This is a genomic window from Aeromonas media, from assembly GCF_020423125.1.
Lineage (GTDB): Bacteria > Pseudomonadota > Gammaproteobacteria > Enterobacterales > Aeromonadaceae > Aeromonas > Aeromonas media.
The window spans coordinates 93470-112500 of record NZ_CP075564.1 but is presented as its reverse complement, the minus strand read 5'-3'; the positions used below and the strand labels follow the sequence as shown (position 1 = coordinate 112500).

Here is a 19031-nt window from a genome sequence, read left to right as displayed (position 1 = left end):
GCATCTGGCCCCTGGTAGCGGCACGGGGGGATGTGAACCATATCCGTATCGGCGCCCGCAGCAATGTGCAGGACGGCACAGTTCTGCACCTCAGCCGCAGGAGCGCCGCCAATCCCGATGGTTACCCCCTTCTGATCGGGGAAGACGTCACCGTAGGCCACAAGGCCATGCTGCACGGTTGCACCATAGGCAACCGGGTGCTGGTCGGCATGGGGGCCATACTGCTGGATGGGGTGGTCGTCGAGGATGATGTGATGATAGGCGCCGGCTCTCTGGTGCCGCCGGGCAAGCGGCTCGCATCCGGCTTCCTCTATATGGGGAACCCGGTCAAGCAGGCTCGGCCGCTCAAGCCGGCAGAGATTGTCTTTCTGAAGACCTCGGCCGACAACTATGTCCTGCTCAAGGATGAGTATCTGCAAGAGGCTTGAGGCAGACAGAGAACGAAAACAAGAAGCCCGGCATGCGCCGGGCTTCTCTGCTTATATAGCTAGCCAATCGCTGTGGTCAGGATCAGTGGGCCTGATCCCAGTTGTCGCCAGTCCCGGCTTCCACCACCAGCGGCACGTGCAGCTCGGCCGCCGCCGACATCTTCTCCTTGATGAGCGCTATGTACTCCTCCAGCTTCTCCTCGCGGATCTCGAACACAAGTTCATCGTGAACCTGCATCAGCATGTGGATGGAGCCATCGGTAATGCCCCGGATCCAGCCATCGACGGCGATCATGGCGCGCTTGATGATGTCGGCGGCCGTGCCCTGCATCGGGGCGTTGATCGCCGCCCGCTCCGCCGCCTTGCGCAGACCGGCGTTGCGGGACTTGATGTCCGGTAGGTAGAGGCGGCGACCAAACAGGGTCTCGACATAACCCTGGGCTTCCGCCTGCTGGCGGGTGCGCTCCATGTACTCCAGCACGCCCGGGTAGCGTTCGAAGTAGAGATCCATGTACTTCTGCGCCTCGGCACGGCCGATCCCCAGCTGCTTGGCCAGACCGAAGGCACTCATGCCATAGATGAGGCCGAAGTTGATCGCCTTGGCGCTGCGGCGCATGTCGGTGGTCACCGCCTCGAGCGCCACACCGAATACCTCGGCGGCAGTCGCCTTGTGGATGTCCTTGCCCTCGGCAAAGGCGGTCAGCAAGCCTTGGTCACCGGAGAGGTGCGCCATGATGCGCAGCTCGATCTGGGAGTAATCCGCCGCCACCAGCTTGTAACCGGCGCTAGGAATGAAGGCCTGCCGGATCCTGCGTCCCTGCTCGTTGCGCACCGGGATGTTCTGCAGGTTGGGATCGGTGGAGGAGAGCCGGCCGGTCGCCGCCACCGCCTGATGGTAGGAGGTATGTACCCGCCCGGTCTGGGGCTTGATCATCAGCGGCAGCTTGTCGGTATAGGTGGACTTGAGCTTGGCCAGTCCACGGTGCTCCATCAGGAGGCGCGGCAGATCATAGGTCTCCGCCAATTCCGCCAGCACCTCTTCGGCGGTGGACGGGGCGCCCTTGGGGGTCTTCTTGAGGATCGGCAGCCCCAGCTTGACGAACAGGATCTCGCCGAGCTGCTTGGGTGAGGAAAGGTTGAACTCCTGCCCGGCCAGCTCGTGCGACTGCCGCCCCAGCTCCGCCAGACGTACTTCGATCTCCTGACTCTGCTGGTGCAGCAACTTGGGATCTATGGTGGTACCGAGCAGCTCCATCCGTGCCAGCACCGGCAGCAGGGGCAGTTCGATCTCGGTGAACACTTTGGCAAGCTCAGGCTGTTTGCTCAACTCGCCCCACAGGGTCTGGTGCAGACGCAGGGTGATGTCGACATCTTCCGCCGCATAGGGCGCGGCCTGCTCCAGTTCGATCTGGTTGAAGGTGAGCTGCTTGGCCCCCTTGCCAGCGATATCCTCGAAGGAGATGGTCTCGACCCCGAGGTACTTGCTGGCCAGGGAGTCCATGTCGTGGCGGCTGGCGGTGGAGTTGAGCACATAGGATTCGAGCATGGTGTCGAAGGCGATGCCCTGCAGATCAATGCCGTGGTTCTGCAGAACGTTGCGATCGTACTTGAGGTTCTGCCCCACCTTGAGGCGGGCCGGATCTTCCAGCAGCGGCTTGAGCTTGCCCAGAACCTGCTGTTCGGTCAGCTGGGTTGGCGCCCCCAGATAGTCGTGGCCGAAGGGAACATAGGCCGCCTTGCCCGGTTCGATGGCGAACGACACGCCGACCACTCGCGCCTCCATATAGTCGAGACTGGTGGTTTCGGTGTCGAAGGCAAACAGTGGTGCAGCCTGCAACTGTGCCAGCCAGCCGTCGAACTCGGCCTCCTCCAGAATGCAGCTGTAGTTGGTCTCGATGGCGGCAGCGGGGGCAGCAGCGTCATCAGCTGCTCCTTCCTGCCCGGCGCTCTCTTCGCCACCGGACTCCAGCTCCTTGATCAGGTTGCGCAGCTCGTACTCCCGGTAGACCGCCAGCAGGGACTCCTTGTCGATCGGGCCCAGCAACAGCTCTTCGAGGCTCTGCTCCAGCTCGACGTCGGTCTTGATGGTCGCCAGCTGGTAGGAGAGGCGAACCTGATCCTCCTGCTCGCGGAATTTGTCGGCAAACGTCTTGGCGCCACGAAAGCCCAGGGCGGCGACCTTGTCGAGGTTGGCGGCGATCTGATCGATGCTGCCTATCCCCTGCAACAGCGCCTGGGCCGTCTTCTCGCCCACCCCTGCCATGCCGGGAATGTTGTCCACCTTGTCCCCCATCAGGGCCAGGTAGTCGATGATGAGCTCGGGGGGCACGCCGAACTTCTCGATCACCCCTTCCCGATCGGTCTTCACATCCTTCATGGTGTCGATCAGGGTGACATGGTCGGAGACCAGCTGCGCCATGTCCTTGTCGCCTGTGCTGATGAGCACGGGCAGTTGCTTCTCGGTCGCCTGGCGGGCGAGCGTGCCGATCACGTCGTCGGCCTCGACCCCTTCGACCATCAGGAAGGGGAAGCCCATCGCCTTGATCATCTGGTGAATGGGGGCAACCTGGCTGCGCAGATCGTCTGGCATGCTGGCGCGGGTCGCCTTGTACTCGGGGTAGATGTCGTCACGGAAGGTCTTGCCCTTGGCGTCGAACACCACGGCCACATGACAGTCAGGGTATTGCTTGCGCAGGCTGCGCATCATGTTGGCCATCACCCGGACGGCGCCGCTTGGCAAACCGGTCGATGTGCGCAGATCGGCCTGCTGGGAGGCGAAGAAGGCGCGGTAAAGATATGAAGAGCCGTCGACCAAGATAAGGGGATTGCTAGGGGCCATGAAATCGTCCTGCCAGGAATAAACAGTCGCTAGGATGCCACAGGGCCCGCGGCACACCAAGGGGCTGGCCCCCTCCCATTCGTGCCACGAACCGCCCCATGGCCTGTGGATAACTCTGTGCTCAAAAATGGGCTCATGGCTGCGCCATGGTGACAAAGCTGTGAATTAAAAACAAAAACAGCATATAAAACAGCATGTTGAGATCGTAAAAACAAACCATGATGCCTTCATCATGATCTCGATCAATGTGGAAAAAAATTCAAGGGGGTCAACGAGGCAGGATCCAAAACGAAACAATCCTAGCACAGCAAGATGACTTGACCAGTGGAGGCCGAACGATAACCATACAAAAGTACAACAATCTACCCTGGCTCACATTTTCAACAACGAGGAGTCTGCCATGAAAAAAGTGGCCGTGATCTTGAGTGGCTGTGGCGTGTTTGATGGCGCCGAGATCCATGAAGCCGTCATCAGCCTGCTGGCACTGGCCCGTCAGGGCGCCACCGTCCAGTGCTTCGCGCCCGACGTGCCTCAATTGCACGTCATCAACCACCTGACCGGCGAGGTGAGCGAGGGGGAGAGCCGCAACGTCCTGGTCGAGGCTGCCCGCATCTGCCGCGGCCAGATCAGGAATGTGGCCGAGCTGGATGCGGCCGATTTCGATGCCTTGCTGGTGCCCGGCGGCTTTGGCGCCGCCAAGAATCTGTGCGACTTCGCCGTTCAGGGCGCCAACTGCCAGATCCAGCCCGATGTGCTGAAAGCCTGCCAAAGCTTTGCCGAAGCCCGTAAACCGGCAGCCTATATCTGCATAGCGCCGGCCATGATACCCCTCATCTATGGCGCCGGCACCCTGGCCACCATAGGCCATGACGAGGGCGCCGCCAATGCCATCGAGGCCATGGGGGGCAGCCATCTCAACTGCCCGGTCAGCGAGTTCGTGGTGGATCAGGAACGCAAGGTGATCTCGACTCCGGCCTACATGCTGGCACAGAACATCGTCGAGGCCGCCGACGGCATCGAGAAGACGGTCAAGCAGTTGCTGGCCCTGTGATCCCTCCCCTGCCAAAACAAGCGGGCCGCTCAAGGAGCGGCCCGCTTTCATTCCAGTCAGTCAAGACGGGATCAGATGGCATCGCCCATCTGGTCCATCTTGCCCAGCAGGGCGCGCAGACGCTCTTGCCAGGCAACGTGTTCGTTGCGCAGCTGATGGTTCTCGTCTTGCAGCTTGTTGTTCTGCTCTTTCAGCTCGTCCAGCTCCATTTTCAGCAGGGAGATGTTGTCGACGGCGGATTGTACTTTGGATTCGAGTTGCTCAAGGACTTCTAGTGACATATGCATACCTGTATGTTCAATTGCGATGCCCCACAGGGGGCGATTCAAGCGCGTGAAGCCAGCATACCCTGATGCGCTCGGCACAAACAAGCCAGCGCGTTGCAAAATGCGCCCTCCGTGCCGGTATTGCTTAAATATGCGTCGGTTTTTCTCGCAGGCGGCAGGAACCGCGATCCGGGACGCTCGCCACGGCGTCACGGCCCCCTGCGAACCGCCTCCTCTCCCGCCGCTGGCATCAGCCGTGCAGGGCGATGAAGCCCCCCATCAGCAGACAGGCCACCCCGTACATCAGCAGCCCATAGAGCAGGTTCCAGCGCAGCAGTAAACCGGCGCTCAGGTTGTAGCGGGAGGCCAGCGCCAGGTTGGAGCCGGATAGCGGGCTGGTGCCGGTGGCGAGCCCCCATCCCAGCAGGAAGCACATGCCGAGCAGGCTGGGATCCGGCGACAGCGCCCACAGCAAGGGGGCCATCCCCGAGATGCTGATGAGGGGGTGCACGCCTATGATCGCGACCAGGAAGATAAGCAGCAGGGTGAGGGATGCCTCAAGCCAGCCGAAGTGGTTGAATAGCGGCAGACCGTGACCGGCGCCGAAGTCGATGACAGAGAGGGCACTGTTGATGCCGGCAGCCAACAGGCCAGCCCCGAGAAACAGCACCAGCTGGCCGCCGATGGCGGGGAAACGCTCCACCACCTGTCGCTTGAGCGCAGCCCCGCTCCCTTGGCTTGGCATGAAGAGCAGCGCCAGCAAGGGGGCCACCAGGGCGATCACCGCCAGAATGCTGAGCCCGGGCCAGAAACGGTGGATCACCAGCACCAGCAGCGCCAGGGTCACCGGCAACCCCAGGGTCTGCAGCCGCAGCGGATAACCGTCAAAGGTCTCCACGCCGAGTCGCTCTACCTGCCAGGCCGTCAGCCCCATGGCCAGCAAGGCTGCCAGTATGCCAAAAGGCAATATGCTGCCCAGTTGCAGACCCGGTGCATAGGTGAGGGCCACCGCCATGGCGACAAAGAAGGGGGACCAGAAGGCCGCGGCGCAGAAGATCCGGCTCAGCACCATGACCTGGCGCCGCTCAAGGGTACCATTGCGCTCCAGCCGATCACCGATGATAAAGAGCACCGAGAGGTTGATGACGGCACCGAGCAGATTGAGGCTGGCCATGGTGCTCCACAGCCCCTTGCGACCGGACCAGGAGGCGGTGCCTGTCAGCAGACCCGAGGTGGCGAGGTTGAGGGTGCTGACGGCGGCAAACATGGTGAGCATGTTGATGTTGGGCAGCAGCCAGTCCCCGGGGCTGAGGCTGGCGCCACGCCACCAGGAGAAGATCAGCAGCAGCAGTGCCGCCCCATAGAGCGCCAGCGCCTGACGACGGGCGGCTCCCACCAGCCAGGGCCAGGTGAGCAGGGAGGCGGTCCAGGCCGCGACGGCGGCTGGCCAGGGGGAGAATCCCAGATAGAGGTGCAGCAGGTTGAGCAGCCACATCCCCAGGATCAGATAGCCTGACCAGCGCTTGACCATACGGCGGCCTCGGTCAGGGGATCAGAGACACTGATCCATGTCCAGGGAGGGTTTATCACACTCGGGCCGACCCACGATCTTGGCGGGCACACCGGCGACCGTGGTGTGGGGCGGCACCGGGTTGATCACCACGCTGCCGGCCCCTATCTTGGCGCCGACCCCCACTTCGATGTTGCCGAGCACCTTGGCGCCCGCCCCTATCATCACCCCTTCGCGGATCTTGGGATGGCGGTCACCACTCTCCTTGCCGGTGCCCCCCAGGGTCACGCTCTGCAGGATGGAGACATCGTTCTCGATCACTGCGGTCTCACCGACCACTATGCCGGTGGCGTGGTCAAACATGATGCCCTTGCCGATCCGCGCGGCCGGGTGCACGTCGACCCCGAACACCACGGAGATCTGGTTTTGCAGGTAGAGCGCCAGCGAGCGACGCCCCTGGCGCCACAGCCAGTTGGCAACCCGGTAGCCCTGGAGGGCATGGAACCCCTTGAGGTAGAGCAGCGGCGTCGAGAAGAGGTCGACGGCGGGATCCCTGTCCTGCACGGCGCAGATGTCGGCCGCCACTGCGGCCAGCAGCTCGGGTTCGCTGCGCAGGGCCAGTTCAATCACCTCGCGCAGAGCGATGGCTGGCATGGTGGTGCTGTCGAGCTTGTTGGCGAGCTGAAAACTCAGAGCCGAGCGCAGATCACCGTGATTGAGAATGGTGGAGTGAAAGAAGCTGGCCAGCATGGGCTCCTGGGCCGCCATGCTCTGCGCTTCCTGCTGAATTTTTTGCCACGTTTGGGCAACCAGATCATCCATGTTGCAGCCTACTGTTGTTCAGGGTGAGTGCCTTGTTGTTCTTTTGTCAGCACCGAGATGGGGTCCATATGAATGATCACCTCCATCCGCTCGAAGGACTGGCGAACCGCCAGTTCAGCCTCGTCGGCTATCTGATGGGCCTGGACCAGGGGGAGCTGATCGTCGAGCTCCAGATGTAACTGCACGAAGCGGGTCGGCCCGGATTGGCGGGTACGCAGATCATGTACGCCATGCACCCCCTCTACGGCACAGCAGAGCGCCATTATTCTCGCTTGTTCTTCCTCTGGCAACTGACGATCGAGCAGGGCCTGTACGGATTCGTAGCCAATATGGGCGGCCCCCCACACCAGGAACAGACCAATCAGGATGGCGAACAGGCCATCGGCCCAGTGCCACCCCTGCCCCGCCAGCACCAGCGCCAGCAGCACGCCGGCATTGAGCAGCAAGTCCGAGCGGTAGTGCAGCATGTCGGCCTTGATGGCCACGCTGTTGGTCTTGCGAATGACCAGACTCTGGAAGCTGACCAGCAGCAGGGTCAGCAGGATGGAGCCGGCACTGACCCAGATCCCCGCCTCCAGCCGCACCACGGGGACCTGATTCAGCATCGACGAGATGCCGTGCATCATCAGCAGCAGGGCAGAGCCCGAGATGAAGGCCGACTGGATCAGACCCGCCAGGGACTCCGCCTTGCCGTGGCCGAAGCGGTGCTCCTCATCGGCTGGCGCCAGCGCGTAACGAATGGCCAGCAGGTTGATGATGGAGGCACTCACATCCATGAAGGAGTCGGTGAGGGACGCCAGCAGGCTGGAAGAGTCCGTCATCAACCAGGCGATCAGCTTGCCCAGGATCAGCAGGGTGGCGGTGACGACCGCCGCCGTGCTGGCGAGGGTGACCCAGCGGGAATAATGTTGATGGCTCAAAACCGGCTTTCCTCTGACGCGTAAAAACTTATTATACCCTGACCCGAACGTCAGTTTGGCGCGCAAAATCAACGGAGTGACCCCGAATGAACAAAATACTCCTGGTCGACGACGATCTCGAGCTGACCCAGCTGCTCACCGAAATCCTGACCCTGGAAGGATTTGAGGTCACCGTCGCCGAGGATGGGGAAGAGGGACTGCTGCGGCTGGCAGAGCAGGCATTCGATCTGGTGCTGCTGGACGTCATGATGCCCAGACTCAACGGCTTCGCCATGCTGACCAGGCTGCGCAAGACCCACGACACCCCGGTGTTGATGCTGACTGCCCGTGGCGACAGCCAGGACAGGGTCAACGGGCTCGAAGCGGGCGCAGATGACTATCTGGCCAAACCCTTCGATGACAGGGAGCTGCTGGCGCGAGTGCGCGCCATCTTGCGCCGCACCCAGCATCCCTCACCCCAGCGCGGCGCGTCCGATGAGCTGCGCTTCATGGATCTGGTGCTGCAACCCGGCCTGCAGCGAGCCCGCTGCGACGATCAACTGCTGGAGCTCACCGCCACCGAGTTCGGCCTGCTGGAGTGCCTGCTGCGCAGCCCGGGTCAGATCGTCAGCAAGAACCTGTTGTCCGAACAGGTGCTTGGCAAGAAGCTCGAACCCTTCGATCGGGCCATCGACATGCACCTGAGCAACCTGCGCAAGAAGCTGCCCGAACGAGCAGACGGTCAGCCCCGCTTCAAGACGGTACGCGGGCGAGGCTACCTCTGGCTGGAGCAGGCATGAGAACGGCCCGCACCTTCAATGGCCTCTCCACCCAGATCTTCCTCTGGTTCTGGTTCATGCTGCTGCTCGTGCTGGCCGCCGTGGTGATACTGCCCACCCTGGATCCCCGCAATACCATCCCCCTGCCCGAGCACGAGATGGCCAGGATGAACAACAACCTGCGGGCGCTGCAGGCCGGAGCCGACCCGAACCAGGACTTCGATCTGCAACAGGCCATCACGGTGGCAGGTCTCTTGCCGGTGGACAACGTCTACCTGCGTGATGCCAAGGGCCAGATGCAATCCACCACCCAGTTGAGCAAGTTCGTCATCCGCTTCATGCTGGACGCCGACGACCCGGCCAGGCCCATGCTGGGTAGCGAACACCAGCGGGCCATCGCCGGCCCCTTCCAGATGCAGCACCACGGCCAGACCTATCACGTCTACTTCGGGCTCAACGTCGAGAACTCCTATCTGTTCCTGTTTATCCAGATCCTGGATCACCCCATCCAGATCCTGGGCATCGCCATGCTGGTCAGCACCCCGCTCTGTCTGCTGCTGGCCTGGCGGCTGACCCGCCCCATACTGCAGCTGCAGCAGTCGGTCTCCCAGTTGGCGCAGGGCAAGCTGGAGACGCGGATCCCCAACCTGGGACGGCGGGACGAGATAGGTCAGCTGGCGGATCATGTCAGCCACATGGTGGATACCCTCAAGCGCATGATCCAGAAGCAGAAACAGTTGCTGTCCGACATTTCGCACGAGCTGCGCAGCCCCCTCACCCGCATTCAGCTGGCGCAGGCCTTGATCCGCCGCAAGCAGGGGGATAGCTCGGAGCTGGCGCGGATCGAAAGCGAAATCGCCCGGCTCGACAAGCTGATCGGGGACCTGCTGGATCTGTCGCGGGTTCAGCAGCATGTGGAAGCCCCGGTGGAACTGCCGCTGGCGGAGCTGCTGGAGCCCATCCTGGACGACGCCATGTTCGAGGCCAATCAGAACGGCAAGCAACTCAGGCTGCCACCGCTGCCGACCGAGACCCTCAGGATGTGGCCGGAACTGCTGGCGAGAGCCCTGGAGAACCCGCTGCGCAATGCGCTCAAGTATGCCCGCGAGTTCATCAAGGTGGACTGGTATCGGGAGGGACGGGAGTGGGTGATGACCATACGGGATGACGGCCCCGGCGTGCCGGTGGAGCAGCAACCCATGTTGTTCCTGCCCTTCTTCCGGGTCGACGATGCCCGCAACGCCAAAACCGGCGGCACCGGCCTCGGTCTCGCCATCGCCGCCGAGGCGATCCAGCGCCATGGCGGCACCATCAAGGCCAGCAACAATCACCCGACCGGGCTCGTCATCACCATCCGCCTGCCCATGGTGTGAGCCACCCCTTTTCATCGGCATGGGCGCTGGGTATGCTGGCGCCCGTTTCGCACCACCCCAGCCCCGCATCAGGATCCCGTCATGCTCGACATCGTGCTCTACCAACCGGAAATCCCGCCCAACACCGGCAACATCATCCGCCTCTGTGCCAACACCGGCTATCGGCTGCACCTGATAGAGCCCCTGGGTTTCGCCTGGGATGACAAGCGGGTGAAGCGGGCGGGACTCGACTATCACGAGTTTGCCGAGGTGAAGCGCTGGCCGAGCTATGAGGACTTCCTCGCGGCCGTGGCTCCCAAGCGGGTATTCGCCTGCACCACCAAGGGACGCACCGCTCACTCGGCGGCGCAGTTTGCCCCTGGGGATACCCTGCTGTTCGGGCCGGAGAGCCGAGGATTACCGGCGGAGATCATCGAGAGCCTGCCGTTCGAGCAGCGGCTGCGCATTCCCATGCTGCCCCAGAGTCGCAGCATGAATCTGGCCAATGCGGTCGCGGTTTTCGTCTACGAGAGCTGGCGCCAGTTTGGCTATGAGGGCTCCCTCTAAGCCGGAACCAGGCCTTCGCTGGAGCGACGCCCCCTCAGAGACGGTGTAGACCATGAGACCCCGTCAGGCGGGTTCCCGACCTTGACTCAGCAGGCGGCCGTCACGTTCCAGTTGCCAGCATAGCCAGCCCAGGGTCAGGCCCCGCCCCGTCATCAGCGCCGCCATGGCGGCCCACAAGGCCGCCACTCCCCATCCCTGGCACAGCCACCAGATCGGGAAGAAGCCGGCAAACACCGCCACCAGCATGCTGTTGCGCATCTCGCGAGCCCGGGTGGCCCCGATGAAGACCCCATCCAGCAGGAAGCACCAGGCCGCCAGCAAGGGCATGGCAATGAGCCAGGGCAGTTGGCGGTTCGCCTCGGCGATCACCGCAGGGATGTCGGTGATATGGGCGATGAGCTGCCGCCCCCCCAGGGCAAACCCCAGAGCAAACGCGAGCGCGATCAGCAAGGCCCAACCCAGGTTGAGGACTATGGCCTCCCGCAGCCCCTGCCTGTCCCGCCGTCCTATGGCGCGCCCCACCATGGCTTCCACCGCGTAGGCAAAGCCATCCAGCCCGTAGGAGATCAACATCAGGAAGTTGAGCAGCACCGCATTGGCGGCTACCGCCACGTCCCCCAACCTGGCCCCCTGCAGGGTCATGAAGGCGAAACAGAGTTGCAGGCAGAGGGAGCGGATGAAGATGTCCCGATTCAGGCCGAGCAGCCGCCGCACCGCAGGCCATTGCCACCAGCGCGGCCAGGCGCTCTGCCACACCTCGGCCGGGAGATGGCGCAGACGGCGGCTCACCAGCCAGAGTCCCACCCCGAGCGAGCAGTAGTCCGCCAACAAGGAGGCGGCAGCCACCCCCCTGACCTGCCAGCCCAGCCCCAGCACGAACCAGGCGTCCAGCACCATGTTCACCAGGTTGCTCAGGATCAGCAGCAGCATGGGGCTGCGCGCATCCTGCATGCCCAGCAGCCAGCCCATGATGACCAGGTTGCACAGGGCCGCCGGCGCGCTCCAGATCCGCACAGAGACATAGTCTCCGGCATAGACCTGCACCTCGGGGGATCCCCCGCTGAGCCCTATGATGGCCGGCAAGAAAGGCAGCACCAGCAACAGCAGAGCCAGCCCCAGCCCGACGGCGAGGCCGAGCGCCCGCGCCAGGGTGTCCAGCTGCCCCTCGGCGCTGGCGGCGCCCTGGGCCTGGGCGGTCAGACCCGTAGTGGACATGCGCAGGAAGCCGAGCAGCCAGAACAGGAGGTTGATGAGCGTCGCCCCGACCGAGACACCTCCGAGAAACCAGGCCTGCCCGAGATGACCGATCACCCAGGTATCCACCAGGCCGAGCAAGGGGGTGGTGACGTTGGAGAACACCATGGGCAGGGCCAGGGCAAACACGGCACGGTGGCGGCGAGGATCCCTGAGCCAGGACGGCATCAAGCTAAGCACGATCGAGACTGGCAACTCACTCGGCGGCCAGCCGCACTATGCGGGCGAAGTCGGAGACCATGGTCTGCATATCCACATGGGCCACTTCACCCGGGGCGACCTTGGGGCGGAACATGGCCACCAGCTTCCCCTCGGGATTGATCAGCACGATCGAGGCCGAGTGGTCTATGAGGTAATCCTTGCGCTCGCTCTCCACAATGGAATAGACGAGACCAAGGTTGCGCACCAGGGGGAAGAGGGCACGGTGGGTACCGGTCGCCGCCTTGAACTCCGGATGGAAGAAGGCGGTATAGCTCTTGAGACGGGCGCTGTCATCCCGCTGGGGATCCGCCGAGATGAAGACCACCTGGCTGCTGGGTTCGATCTTCTTGAGATCCGGGTAGATGGAACGCAGATCCGCCAGGGCGGTCGGGCAGACATCGGGACAATAGGTGTAACCAATGAACAGGAAGGTCCAGTGCCCTGCCAGATTGGCGGCAGTGAAGGGCTCCCCATCCCCATCCGTGAGGGTGAAGGGGTTGATGTCACGTCCTACCGGATAATAATCCGCCTGCTCAGGCAGGGAGGGTTGGCTCCAGTAATAGGCCGCCATTATGCTGCCGACGAAGAGCAACAACAGCAGAGAAAAACGTGGTTTAACCATATAAAACAAAACCTTGCTAGTTCAACCAGCCGAATGGCGGGGCCAATGAAGGGCTATTGTAACCCGCTCGGCCCCGTTTCTGCCTAGTCCCGAGTCCGGATACCGGGCCGGAAAGGGCCTTACAGGGACGAAACAGGTGCTATCTCCCGATAATCACAAGATAAAGAAAAGCCCCACACCAGGTGGGGCTCACACACGGTTCGGAGAGCGGGCTCAGGGTCGCAGTCTGCGCAGCCCCTGGGGGCGTCGGATCGTGGCGCGCAGCGGGATGACCGGGGCCGTCCAGGGTGCATCTGGCAAACCGATGTCGTGGTGGCGGCGAAACAGACGAACCAGGCGGACAATCTTGTCCTTGGGGCACCCCAGCCAGATGGTCCAGCCATCTCCCTTGTGATACACCCAGAGCGCATAAAACCACGTCATCCGACTGCCCTTGATGAATCGGGTGATGGAGGATACGGGGGGTGCAGCCGGACCCGGATCCCACGGTGAGCTTGAAGCCATACCTGTCCTCCTTGCTCAACAGGCCACGCCGACCAGTGTTCCCGCCATCAGGAGGCAGACCGAACACCGTCGCGTACTGACTGTATTGAGTCGTCCAACTGCCTGACGACTCTCCCTTTCTTGTCCCGCACCGACTCAGCGGTGATGCATCCCTGCGATCCATGCTGACCTGGCAGTACACTCAAGGTCATGGCGGTTATCCGGCCATGACACTGCGGGCCTTCTCAAAGGATATATCCGAAATGCATGATGCGTGGCGGTACTGTTTGCGGCGAATCTGGGCGGTGGCAATGGCGGGGATCGGGGAGAAAAGGGGAGCGGGGAAAAGCGCAAAAACGAAGAGGCCTCCCGCAGGAGGCCCCTTGGCATGTTCGATGCCTACATCCAGTCGGCGTTGCGGATCACCCCGACCGCCAGCCCTTCGATGGTCAGATGCTGGCTGGAGAGATCCACCTCAATGGGGGAGAGATCTTCGTTTTCCGGCAGCAACCACACCTGGCTGCCCTTGCGCTGGAAGCGTTTGACGGTGACGTCTTCATCGAGACGCGCCACCACCACCTGGCCGTTGCGCACCTCCTGGGTCTTGTGCACCGCCAGCAGATCCCCGTCCATGATGCCGATGTTCTTCATGCTCATGCCCTGCACCCGCAACAGGAAGTCTGCCCGCGGGTGGAACAGGGCGGGATCCACCTGATAGTGGCTCTCGATGTGCTCCTGGGCCAGGATGGGCTCACCGGCCGCGACCTTGCCGATGAGCGGCAGGCCGCTCTCTTCTGGCGCGGCCTCCTCTTCCTCGAGCAGCAGACGGATGCCGCGGGAGGTGCCGGGCATGATCTCGATGACCCCTTTCTTGGCCAGGGCCTTCAGATGTTCCTCGGCCGCATTGGCCGACTTGAAGCCAAGCTTCTGGGCGATCTCGGCGCGAGTCGGCGGCATGCCGGTCTCGCTCATGTTCGCCTTGATAAGCTCCAGCACTTCAGCCTGGCGGGGGGTAAGGGGTTTCATAGCATAGGCACCTGTCTTTTTATACAGCACACTGGCAGTATATACAGTGCTGTGGCCAAGGCAAGGCGTTGCTGATATTTGTCCTCACCTTGTCGCAAAAATCCCGCACCTTCTATCCTGAAAAGGCACTCATCCTACCTCTCGGCGACAAGCCGTCGGTGATTTGCTATGCTCACGCCGCATTTTTTTGGAGAGCAGACGCACATGTCCCTTGGACAGAACATTTCCAGAGCCATCCTGCAATGGCCGGTCCGTGGCTTGGTCAATCACAAGAGCCTGCCGGAAAATCCCATCACGGAGCTCAAGCTGGATCCGGCAAGACCCATCGTCTATGCCCTGAAGACCAGCTCGAGCACCGACCTGATGACCCTGCAACAGTGCTGTGAGGATCTCGGCCTGCCCGGCCCGTTCACGCCGCTGGAGCTGGGTGGCCAGCTGCTGCCGCGCTACGTCTGTCTGGATCGTCCACCTCCTCTGTTTGGCACGCGCAACAAGCCACTGCCCTTCCTGCAGGAGTTCCACCAGCTGCTGGACTTGCACAAGCAGGATCCCGAGCTGGATATCCAGGTGGTGCCCGTCACCCTGTTCTGGGGCCGAGCCCCCGGCCGGGAAGGCGAGGAGGCCTCCGGCTGGAACATCATCAGCAGTCTGGCCCCGAACCGGCTCAAGAAGGCGCTGATCGTGATTCTCAAGGGGCGTGAAAACCTGGTGCGCTTCTCCCCGCCGCTCTCATTGCGCTACATGGCGGACAAGCACGGCACCGACGAGGCCATCGCCCACAAGCTGGCGCGGGTGGCCCGCACCCACTTCAGCCGCCAGCAGCTCGCCGCCACAGGTCCCAAGCTGCCGAACCGCAACCTGCTGTTCAAGCAGTTGCTGGAGTCGAGCGTGATCCAGCAGGCCATCGAAGAAGAGGCCAGGCGGGAGGGGATTAGCCTGGAGAAGGCGCAGAAGCGCGCCCATGGCTACATGGACGAGATCGCCTCCAACTTCTCCTACCGGCTGATCCGCCTCGGCGAGAGCTTCCTCGGTTGGCTGTGGAACAAGCTCTACCGCGGCCTCTCGGTCAACGGCGCCGAGAAAGTACGCCAGCTGGCCCAGGAAGGGCACGAGATCGTCTACGTCCCCTGCCATCGCAGCCACATGGACTATCTGCTGCTCTCCTACGTCATCTACCATCAGGGGATGGTGCCGCCCCATATCGCGGCGGGCATCAACCTCAACTTCTGGCCGGCGGGCCCGATCTTCCGCCACGGCGGTGCCTTCTTCATTCGCCGCACCTTCAAGGGCAACCCGCTCTACAGCACGGTATTCCGGGAATACCTCAACCTGCTGTTTGCCAAGGGCTACTCGGTGGAGTTCTTCACCGAAGGGGGTCGCTCCCGTACCGGCCGTCTGCTGCCCCCCAAGACCGGCATGCTGGCGATGACGCTGCAGGCGATGATGCGCGGGCTGGACAGGCCGGTGACCCTGGTGCCCGTCTATCTGGGCTACGAGCACGTGATGGAGGTGAACACCTACCACAACGAGCTCAAGGGCAGCCGCAAGGAGAAGGAGAGCTTCCTGCAGGTGCTCGGCATACTGCGCAAGCTGCGCAACTACGGCCGTGGCTTCGTCAACTTCGGCGAGCCGCTGACCCTCAACAGCTACCTCGGCGAGCACGTGCCGCACTGGAAGGAGAGCATTGGCCGCGAGGAGCGCCCCGAGTGGATGGCCCCCACCGTCAACCAGCTGGCCGAGCTGATGATGACCCGCATCAACGATGCCGCCGCCGTCAACGGCCTGACTCTGAGTGCCCTGGCGCTGCTGGCCGCCGAGCGCCACGCCCTGACCCGGGACGAACTGCAGGCCCAGCTCAATACCTATCTTGACCTGCTCAAGCAGGTGCCCTATAGCCCCCAGAGCACCCTACCGGGTGAGGATGCGAAGACCCTGCTGGAGCAGGCCATGGAGCTCAACAAGTTCGAGGTGAGTGAGGACAAGCTCGGGCAGATCATCAGCCTGGACCGCTATCAGGCGATCCTGCTGACCTACTACCGCAACAACATCCTCCACCTGTTCGCCATGCCCTCCCTGGTGGCGGCCTTGATCGAACGCTGCGAGGGGATCTCCCGCAGCGAACTCGTTGCCCGCTGCATCGATATCTACCCGCTGCTCAAGACGGAGCTGTTCCTGCGCTACCAAGAGGAGGAGCTGCCAGAGCTGGTCGATGCCCTGCTGGCCGAGCTGCAACGCCAGCAGCTGATCGAGGCCCGCGACGGTGGCTTCTGGGTCAATCCGGTCAACCAGACCCGCCTGCTGCTGCTGGCCGAGAGCATTCAGGAGACGCTGCAGCGCTACGCCATCGTGCTGACCCGGGTGCTGGCCCAGCCCCGCATCGAGGCAGAGCAGCTGGAGGCGGACGGCCTGATGATGGCGGAGCGCCTCGGCACCCTGCACGGCATCAACGCCCCCGAGTTCTTCGACCAGAAGCTGTTCAGCACCCTGATCCACACCCTGCGCAGCGAAGGCTATCTGGACACCGGCTGCAAGCCGGATCTCGGCCGCTTCCAGGCGCTGGCCGACAACATAGTGCCGCTGCTGAGCAACAAGATCCGCCGCACCATACAGGCGGGCAACCGGCTCTGATCACCGTCGAACCGTCAACAAAAAGGCCGCATCATGCGGCCTTTTTCATCTGAGCGGGGCAGGACTACAGGTAGTGAACGATCACCCCGAGCAACACCAAGGCTCCCACATAGTTGTTGTTGAGGAAGGCCTGGAAGCAGGCCTCCCGCTGGCGCTCCCGGATCAGCCGCTGCTGATAGACGAACAGCGCTGCCGCCCCCAGCAGACCCCAGTAATAACCCGAGCCGAGCGCCATCAGCTGACCCACCCCCAACAGGATCAGCAGGGTCGCCAGTTGCAGCACGCCGATGATCCGCTTGTCGTGATGGCCAAACAGGATGGCGCTCGACTTGAGTCCGAGCTTGAGGTCATCGTCCCTGTCCACCATGGCGTACTGGGTGTCGTAGGCAATGGTCCACAGCAGATTCGCGAGAAACAGCAGCCAGGCAACCGGCGGCAGGGCGTTGGCCTGGGCCGCATAGCCCATGGGAATGGACCAGGAGAAGGCCATCCCGAGCACCAGTTGCGGGATCGGAATGAAGCGCTTCATGAAGGGGTAGCAGACCGCCAGCAGCAGGCCGGCGAACGACAGCCCTATGGTGAGCGGGTTCAGGGTCAGCACCAGGGCGAACGAGACGAGCGCCAGCACGGCGAACAGTATCAGCACCTCCCGCGCGTCGACCCGCCCCATGGGCAGTGGTCGCCCGGCGGTGCGTTTCACGTGACCGTCGAAGTTGCGATCCGCATAGTCATTGATGACGCAGCCGGCAGAGCGCATCAGGAAGACCCCCACCACGAACACGGTCAGGATCCAGGGGTCCGGCAGCCCGCCCGCCGCAAGGCAAAGTGCCCACAGGGTCGGCCACAGCAGCAAGAGGGTGCCGATGGGCTTGTCGATGCGGGCCAACTGCACATAGGCCAGTCCCCGCTCCTTGGTTAACAGCTTCACTCCAGCTCCTTATGCGATGGCAGCGAATGAGACGATAGCGAGGGCAGGAAGAGTTCGTGGACCAGCAAGGGCCACTGCCCCAGATAGAGACGGGAGCGGCGCCCCCAGACGGTCGCGGCCTGGCACCAGGGATTGCTCGCGATCTCGAAGCAGGCCAGTTGCAGGTGATCCCGCCGTGCCGGTGCATCACCGAAGATACGCTCCCCCAATGGCTGCTCCCCCAGATCCTGCAGACCGCCCGCCTGCAGCGCCGCCTCGGCAAACAGAGTCCAGCCCAGGATGGCCGGCCCATGATCACCGTGCAGGATAACCTCGCGGCAGATCCCCACGGGATCGGCAACGGCCACCAGCGCCTGTTCGTCCGCTCCCAGCGACACGCTACGATTGCCGAGCAGTTGCACCGAGAGGTGACTATTGTAACGCCGCAGGCGCCGGGTCATGGAGTCGGCCTCCAGCAACCAGGGGCACAGTGCCTCGGGGGGGTCACACTCTGCGGGTGTCCGCCAGGGGACGAGCTGGATGAGGGGAACAGTCAACTCGGACTTCACAGCTTCACCATCCGGAGATTTCCGTTGTCAGGTTAAAATCCCGTTTATTATCCGTAAATCAATGGCGAATTGTAAGAACATCCGTGCTTGACGGCCCCGATGGCAGCATCAAAAATGGGGCATCCGTCGCTGCCGAGCCATCTTGATGAAGATCTTCAGAATTCTGCTGGTGTTATCCCTGGGCTGTACCTTGTTGAATACCCACGCCTTCGCCAATGAGGACGCGGCCGCCGATCCGGCCTCCGCCGCCGTCCAGCCGGGATTCGCCTATCATGCGCTGGATCCGGACATCATCACCAACTACCTCGGCGATGGCAAAACCCTGGGGTATGTGCGGGTGACGGTGGAGCTGATGGCCGAAAATGCCGCCGATCTCAAGTTGCTGGAGCAGCACGACCCCCTGATCCGCGACGCCATCATCCGCCTGATTGGCAGCAAGACGGGCGCCCAGATCAAGTCCCTGGTGAGCCGGGAAGAGCTGCGCAAGGAGTGCGAGGGCAAGGTCAACGAACTGCTGGTCAGAGAGACCGGCAAGAAGGCGGTACGCGAGCTCATTTTCACCAAGTATCTTTATCAGTAATGAACAACGGGCAGGGTGCCGACCGGCAGTCTGCTCTCCCTACCGCTCCCATTCACTGTCGAGGAAGTCATCGTCATGGGCCACAAGACGCTGTGTGAATGGCGCCGTCACGAGATCCCCGCCGATCTCAAGACGCTGCGCAAGATATTGCGCAAACCCAAGTTCGTGTGCGGCAAATGCGCCCGCAGCGCCAATGACAAGGACTACCTGTGTCAGCCGTTGCGTCTGAAGAACAAGGAGGAGTAGGT

19 protein-coding genes (1 of these 19 cut by a window edge) are annotated in these 19031 nt (G+C 62.7%); 8 read left to right on the top strand and 11 right to left on the bottom strand.

All coding sequences use genetic code 11. From position 1 onward, the window contains the following. On the top strand, nucleotides 1-428 hold the 3' portion of the coding sequence (locus tag KI797_RS00520) for a gamma carbonic anhydrase family protein (RefSeq protein WP_226170977.1). 112 nt of this gene lie to the left of the window's left edge; only the last 428 of its 540 coding nucleotides appear in the window; the start codon falls outside the window, past its left edge; it ends in the stop codon at nucleotides 426-428. Nucleotides 429-510: 82 nt separating this feature from the next. Here KI797_RS00520 and polA read toward each other — a convergent pair whose 3' ends face one another. After that, a complete protein-coding gene (polA, locus tag KI797_RS00515) occupies nucleotides 511-3267 on the bottom strand; it encodes a DNA polymerase I (RefSeq protein ID WP_226170975.1) in 2757 nt (918 codons plus the stop codon). A 400-nt stretch (nucleotides 3268-3667) separates the two neighbouring features. On the opposite strand from polA, the gene elbB reads away from it, so the two are divergent. Further along, complete coding sequence (gene elbB, locus KI797_RS00510) at nucleotides 3668-4318, top strand: isoprenoid biosynthesis glyoxalase ElbB (protein WP_226170973.1); 651 nt, start codon at nucleotides 3668-3670, stop codon at nucleotides 4316-4318. Between the two features lie 71 nt (nucleotides 4319-4389). On the opposite strand, the gene KI797_RS00505 is transcribed toward elbB, so the two are convergent. The 4 genes from KI797_RS00505 to fieF all read right to left on the bottom strand — a co-directional run bounded on the left by KI797_RS00505 (nucleotide 4390) and on the right by fieF (nucleotide 7836). Beyond that, nucleotides 4390-4599, bottom strand: a complete 210-nt coding sequence (locus KI797_RS00505) for a cell division protein ZapB (protein ID WP_025325277.1) — start codon at nucleotides 4597-4599, stop codon at nucleotides 4390-4392. Between the two features lie 235 nt (nucleotides 4600-4834). Next, a complete protein-coding gene (locus tag KI797_RS00500) occupies nucleotides 4835-6115 on the bottom strand; it encodes a hypothetical protein (protein ID WP_226170971.1) in 1281 nt (426 codons plus the stop codon). A gap of 21 nt (nucleotides 6116-6136) precedes the next feature. After that, entirely contained in the window at nucleotides 6137-6916 is a 780-nt protein-coding gene (gene cysE, locus KI797_RS00495; protein WP_005331115.1) for a serine O-acetyltransferase, read from the bottom strand. Between the two features lie 8 nt (nucleotides 6917-6924). Next, nucleotides 6925-7836: a cation efflux pump FieF gene (gene fieF / locus KI797_RS00490; protein WP_043132612.1), complete on the bottom strand. Its 912-nt coding sequence runs from the start codon at nucleotides 7834-7836 to the stop codon at nucleotides 6925-6927. Nucleotides 7837-7922: 86 nt separating this feature from the next. Between fieF and KI797_RS00485 the strand changes: the two genes are divergently transcribed. The 3 genes from KI797_RS00485 to trmL all read left to right on the top strand — a co-directional run bounded on the left by KI797_RS00485 (nucleotide 7923) and on the right by trmL (nucleotide 10513). Beyond that, nucleotides 7923-8615 (top strand): response regulator, encoded by a 693-nt coding sequence (locus tag KI797_RS00485; protein WP_043132614.1) that lies wholly within the window; start codon nucleotides 7923-7925, stop codon nucleotides 8613-8615. Continuing rightward, a complete protein-coding gene (locus tag KI797_RS00480; protein ID WP_171272991.1) occupies nucleotides 8612-9967 on the top strand; it encodes an ATP-binding protein in 1356 nt (451 codons plus the stop codon). The genes KI797_RS00485 and KI797_RS00480 overlap by 4 nt, the downstream gene beginning before the upstream one ends. Before the next feature lie 81 nt (nucleotides 9968-10048). After that, nucleotides 10049-10513, top strand: a complete 465-nt coding sequence (gene trmL, locus KI797_RS00475) for a tRNA (uridine(34)/cytosine(34)/5-carboxymethylaminomethyluridine(34)-2'-O)-methyltransferase TrmL (RefSeq protein WP_139751851.1) — start codon at nucleotides 10049-10051, stop codon at nucleotides 10511-10513. Nucleotides 10514-10576: 63 nt separating this feature from the next. Here the strand turns inward: trmL and KI797_RS00470 are convergent, their stop codons facing one another. The 4 genes from KI797_RS00470 to lexA form a co-directional block, all read right to left on the bottom strand. Then, nucleotides 10577-11935 (bottom strand): MATE family efflux transporter, encoded by a 1359-nt coding sequence (locus tag KI797_RS00470; RefSeq protein WP_226172946.1) that lies wholly within the window; start codon nucleotides 11933-11935, stop codon nucleotides 10577-10579. Between the two features lie 28 nt (nucleotides 11936-11963). After that, on the bottom strand, nucleotides 11964-12590 hold the full coding sequence (locus KI797_RS00465) for an SCO family protein (protein WP_005331108.1): 627 nt from the start codon (nucleotides 12588-12590) through the stop codon (nucleotides 11964-11966). Between the two features lie 213 nt (nucleotides 12591-12803). Next, nucleotides 12804-13013: a hypothetical protein gene (locus KI797_RS00460; protein ID WP_005331107.1), complete on the bottom strand. Its 210-nt coding sequence runs from the start codon at nucleotides 13011-13013 to the stop codon at nucleotides 12804-12806. 459 nt (nucleotides 13014-13472) lie between these two features. Then, entirely contained in the window at nucleotides 13473-14099 is a 627-nt protein-coding gene (gene lexA / locus KI797_RS00455) for a transcriptional repressor LexA (protein WP_043132624.1), read from the bottom strand. 204 nt (nucleotides 14100-14303) lie between these two features. On the opposite strand from lexA, the gene plsB reads away from it, so the two are divergent. Beyond that, nucleotides 14304-16727, top strand: a complete 2424-nt coding sequence (gene plsB, locus KI797_RS00450) for a glycerol-3-phosphate 1-O-acyltransferase PlsB (RefSeq protein WP_226170969.1) — start codon at nucleotides 14304-14306, stop codon at nucleotides 16725-16727. A gap of 64 nt (nucleotides 16728-16791) precedes the next feature. Here plsB and ubiA read toward each other — a convergent pair whose 3' ends face one another. Both ubiA and KI797_RS00440 read right to left on the bottom strand, forming a co-directional pair. Continuing rightward, nucleotides 16792-17655, bottom strand: a complete 864-nt coding sequence (ubiA, locus tag KI797_RS00445) for a 4-hydroxybenzoate octaprenyltransferase (RefSeq protein WP_005331104.1) — start codon at nucleotides 17653-17655, stop codon at nucleotides 16792-16794. Beyond that, nucleotides 17652-18203, bottom strand: coding sequence for a chorismate--pyruvate lyase family protein (locus KI797_RS00440; RefSeq protein ID WP_226170966.1), 552 nt, complete (start codon nucleotides 18201-18203; stop codon nucleotides 17652-17654). The genes ubiA and KI797_RS00440 overlap by 4 nt, the downstream gene beginning before the upstream one ends. Before the next feature lie 145 nt (nucleotides 18204-18348). On the opposite strand from KI797_RS00440, the gene KI797_RS00435 reads away from it, so the two are divergent. Further along, nucleotides 18349-18783, top strand: coding sequence for a flagellar basal body-associated FliL family protein (locus KI797_RS00435; protein ID WP_043132631.1), 435 nt, complete (start codon nucleotides 18349-18351; stop codon nucleotides 18781-18783). A gap of 15 nt (nucleotides 18784-18798) precedes the next feature. Next, nucleotides 18799-19029: a hypothetical protein gene (locus KI797_RS00430; protein ID WP_218410860.1), complete on the top strand. Its 231-nt coding sequence runs from the start codon at nucleotides 18799-18801 to the stop codon at nucleotides 19027-19029. Nucleotides 19030-19031: the final 2 nt, after the last annotated feature.

Coding starts and splice junctions, on each gene's coding strand:
- KI797_RS00505 (WP_025325277.1), bottom strand. CDS start 4,599: ATGTCACTAGAAGTCCTTGAGCAACTCGAATCCAAAGTACAATCCGCC.
- KI797_RS00460 (WP_005331107.1), bottom strand. CDS start 13,013: ATGACGTGGTTTTATGCGCTCTGGGTGTATCACAAGGGAGATGGCTGG.
- cysE (WP_005331115.1), bottom strand. CDS start 6,916: ATGGATGATCTGGTTGCCCAAACGTGGCAAAAAATTCAGCAGGAAGCG.
- KI797_RS00500 (WP_226170971.1), bottom strand. CDS start 6,115: ATGGTCAAGCGCTGGTCAGGCTATCTGATCCTGGGGATGTGGCTGCTC.
- trmL (WP_139751851.1), top strand. CDS start 10,049: ATGCTCGACATCGTGCTCTACCAACCGGAAATCCCGCCCAACACCGGC.
- KI797_RS00480 (WP_171272991.1), top strand. CDS start 8,612: ATGAGAACGGCCCGCACCTTCAATGGCCTCTCCACCCAGATCTTCCTC.
- KI797_RS00470 (WP_226172946.1), bottom strand. CDS start 11,935: ATGCCGTCCTGGCTCAGGGATCCTCGCCGCCACCGTGCCGTGTTTGCC.
- KI797_RS00435 (WP_043132631.1), top strand. CDS start 18,349: ATGAAGATCTTCAGAATTCTGCTGGTGTTATCCCTGGGCTGTACCTTG.
- KI797_RS00465 (WP_005331108.1), bottom strand. CDS start 12,590: ATGGTTAAACCACGTTTTTCTCTGCTGTTGTTGCTCTTCGTCGGCAGC.
- elbB (WP_226170973.1), top strand. CDS start 3,668: ATGAAAAAAGTGGCCGTGATCTTGAGTGGCTGTGGCGTGTTTGATGGC.
- plsB (WP_226170969.1), top strand. CDS start 14,304: ATGTCCCTTGGACAGAACATTTCCAGAGCCATCCTGCAATGGCCGGTC.
- lexA (WP_043132624.1), bottom strand. CDS start 14,099: ATGAAACCCCTTACCCCCCGCCAGGCTGAAGTGCTGGAGCTTATCAAG.
- polA (WP_226170975.1), bottom strand. CDS start 3,267: ATGGCCCCTAGCAATCCCCTTATCTTGGTCGACGGCTCTTCATATCTT.
- KI797_RS00485 (WP_043132614.1), top strand. CDS start 7,923: ATGAACAAAATACTCCTGGTCGACGACGATCTCGAGCTGACCCAGCTG.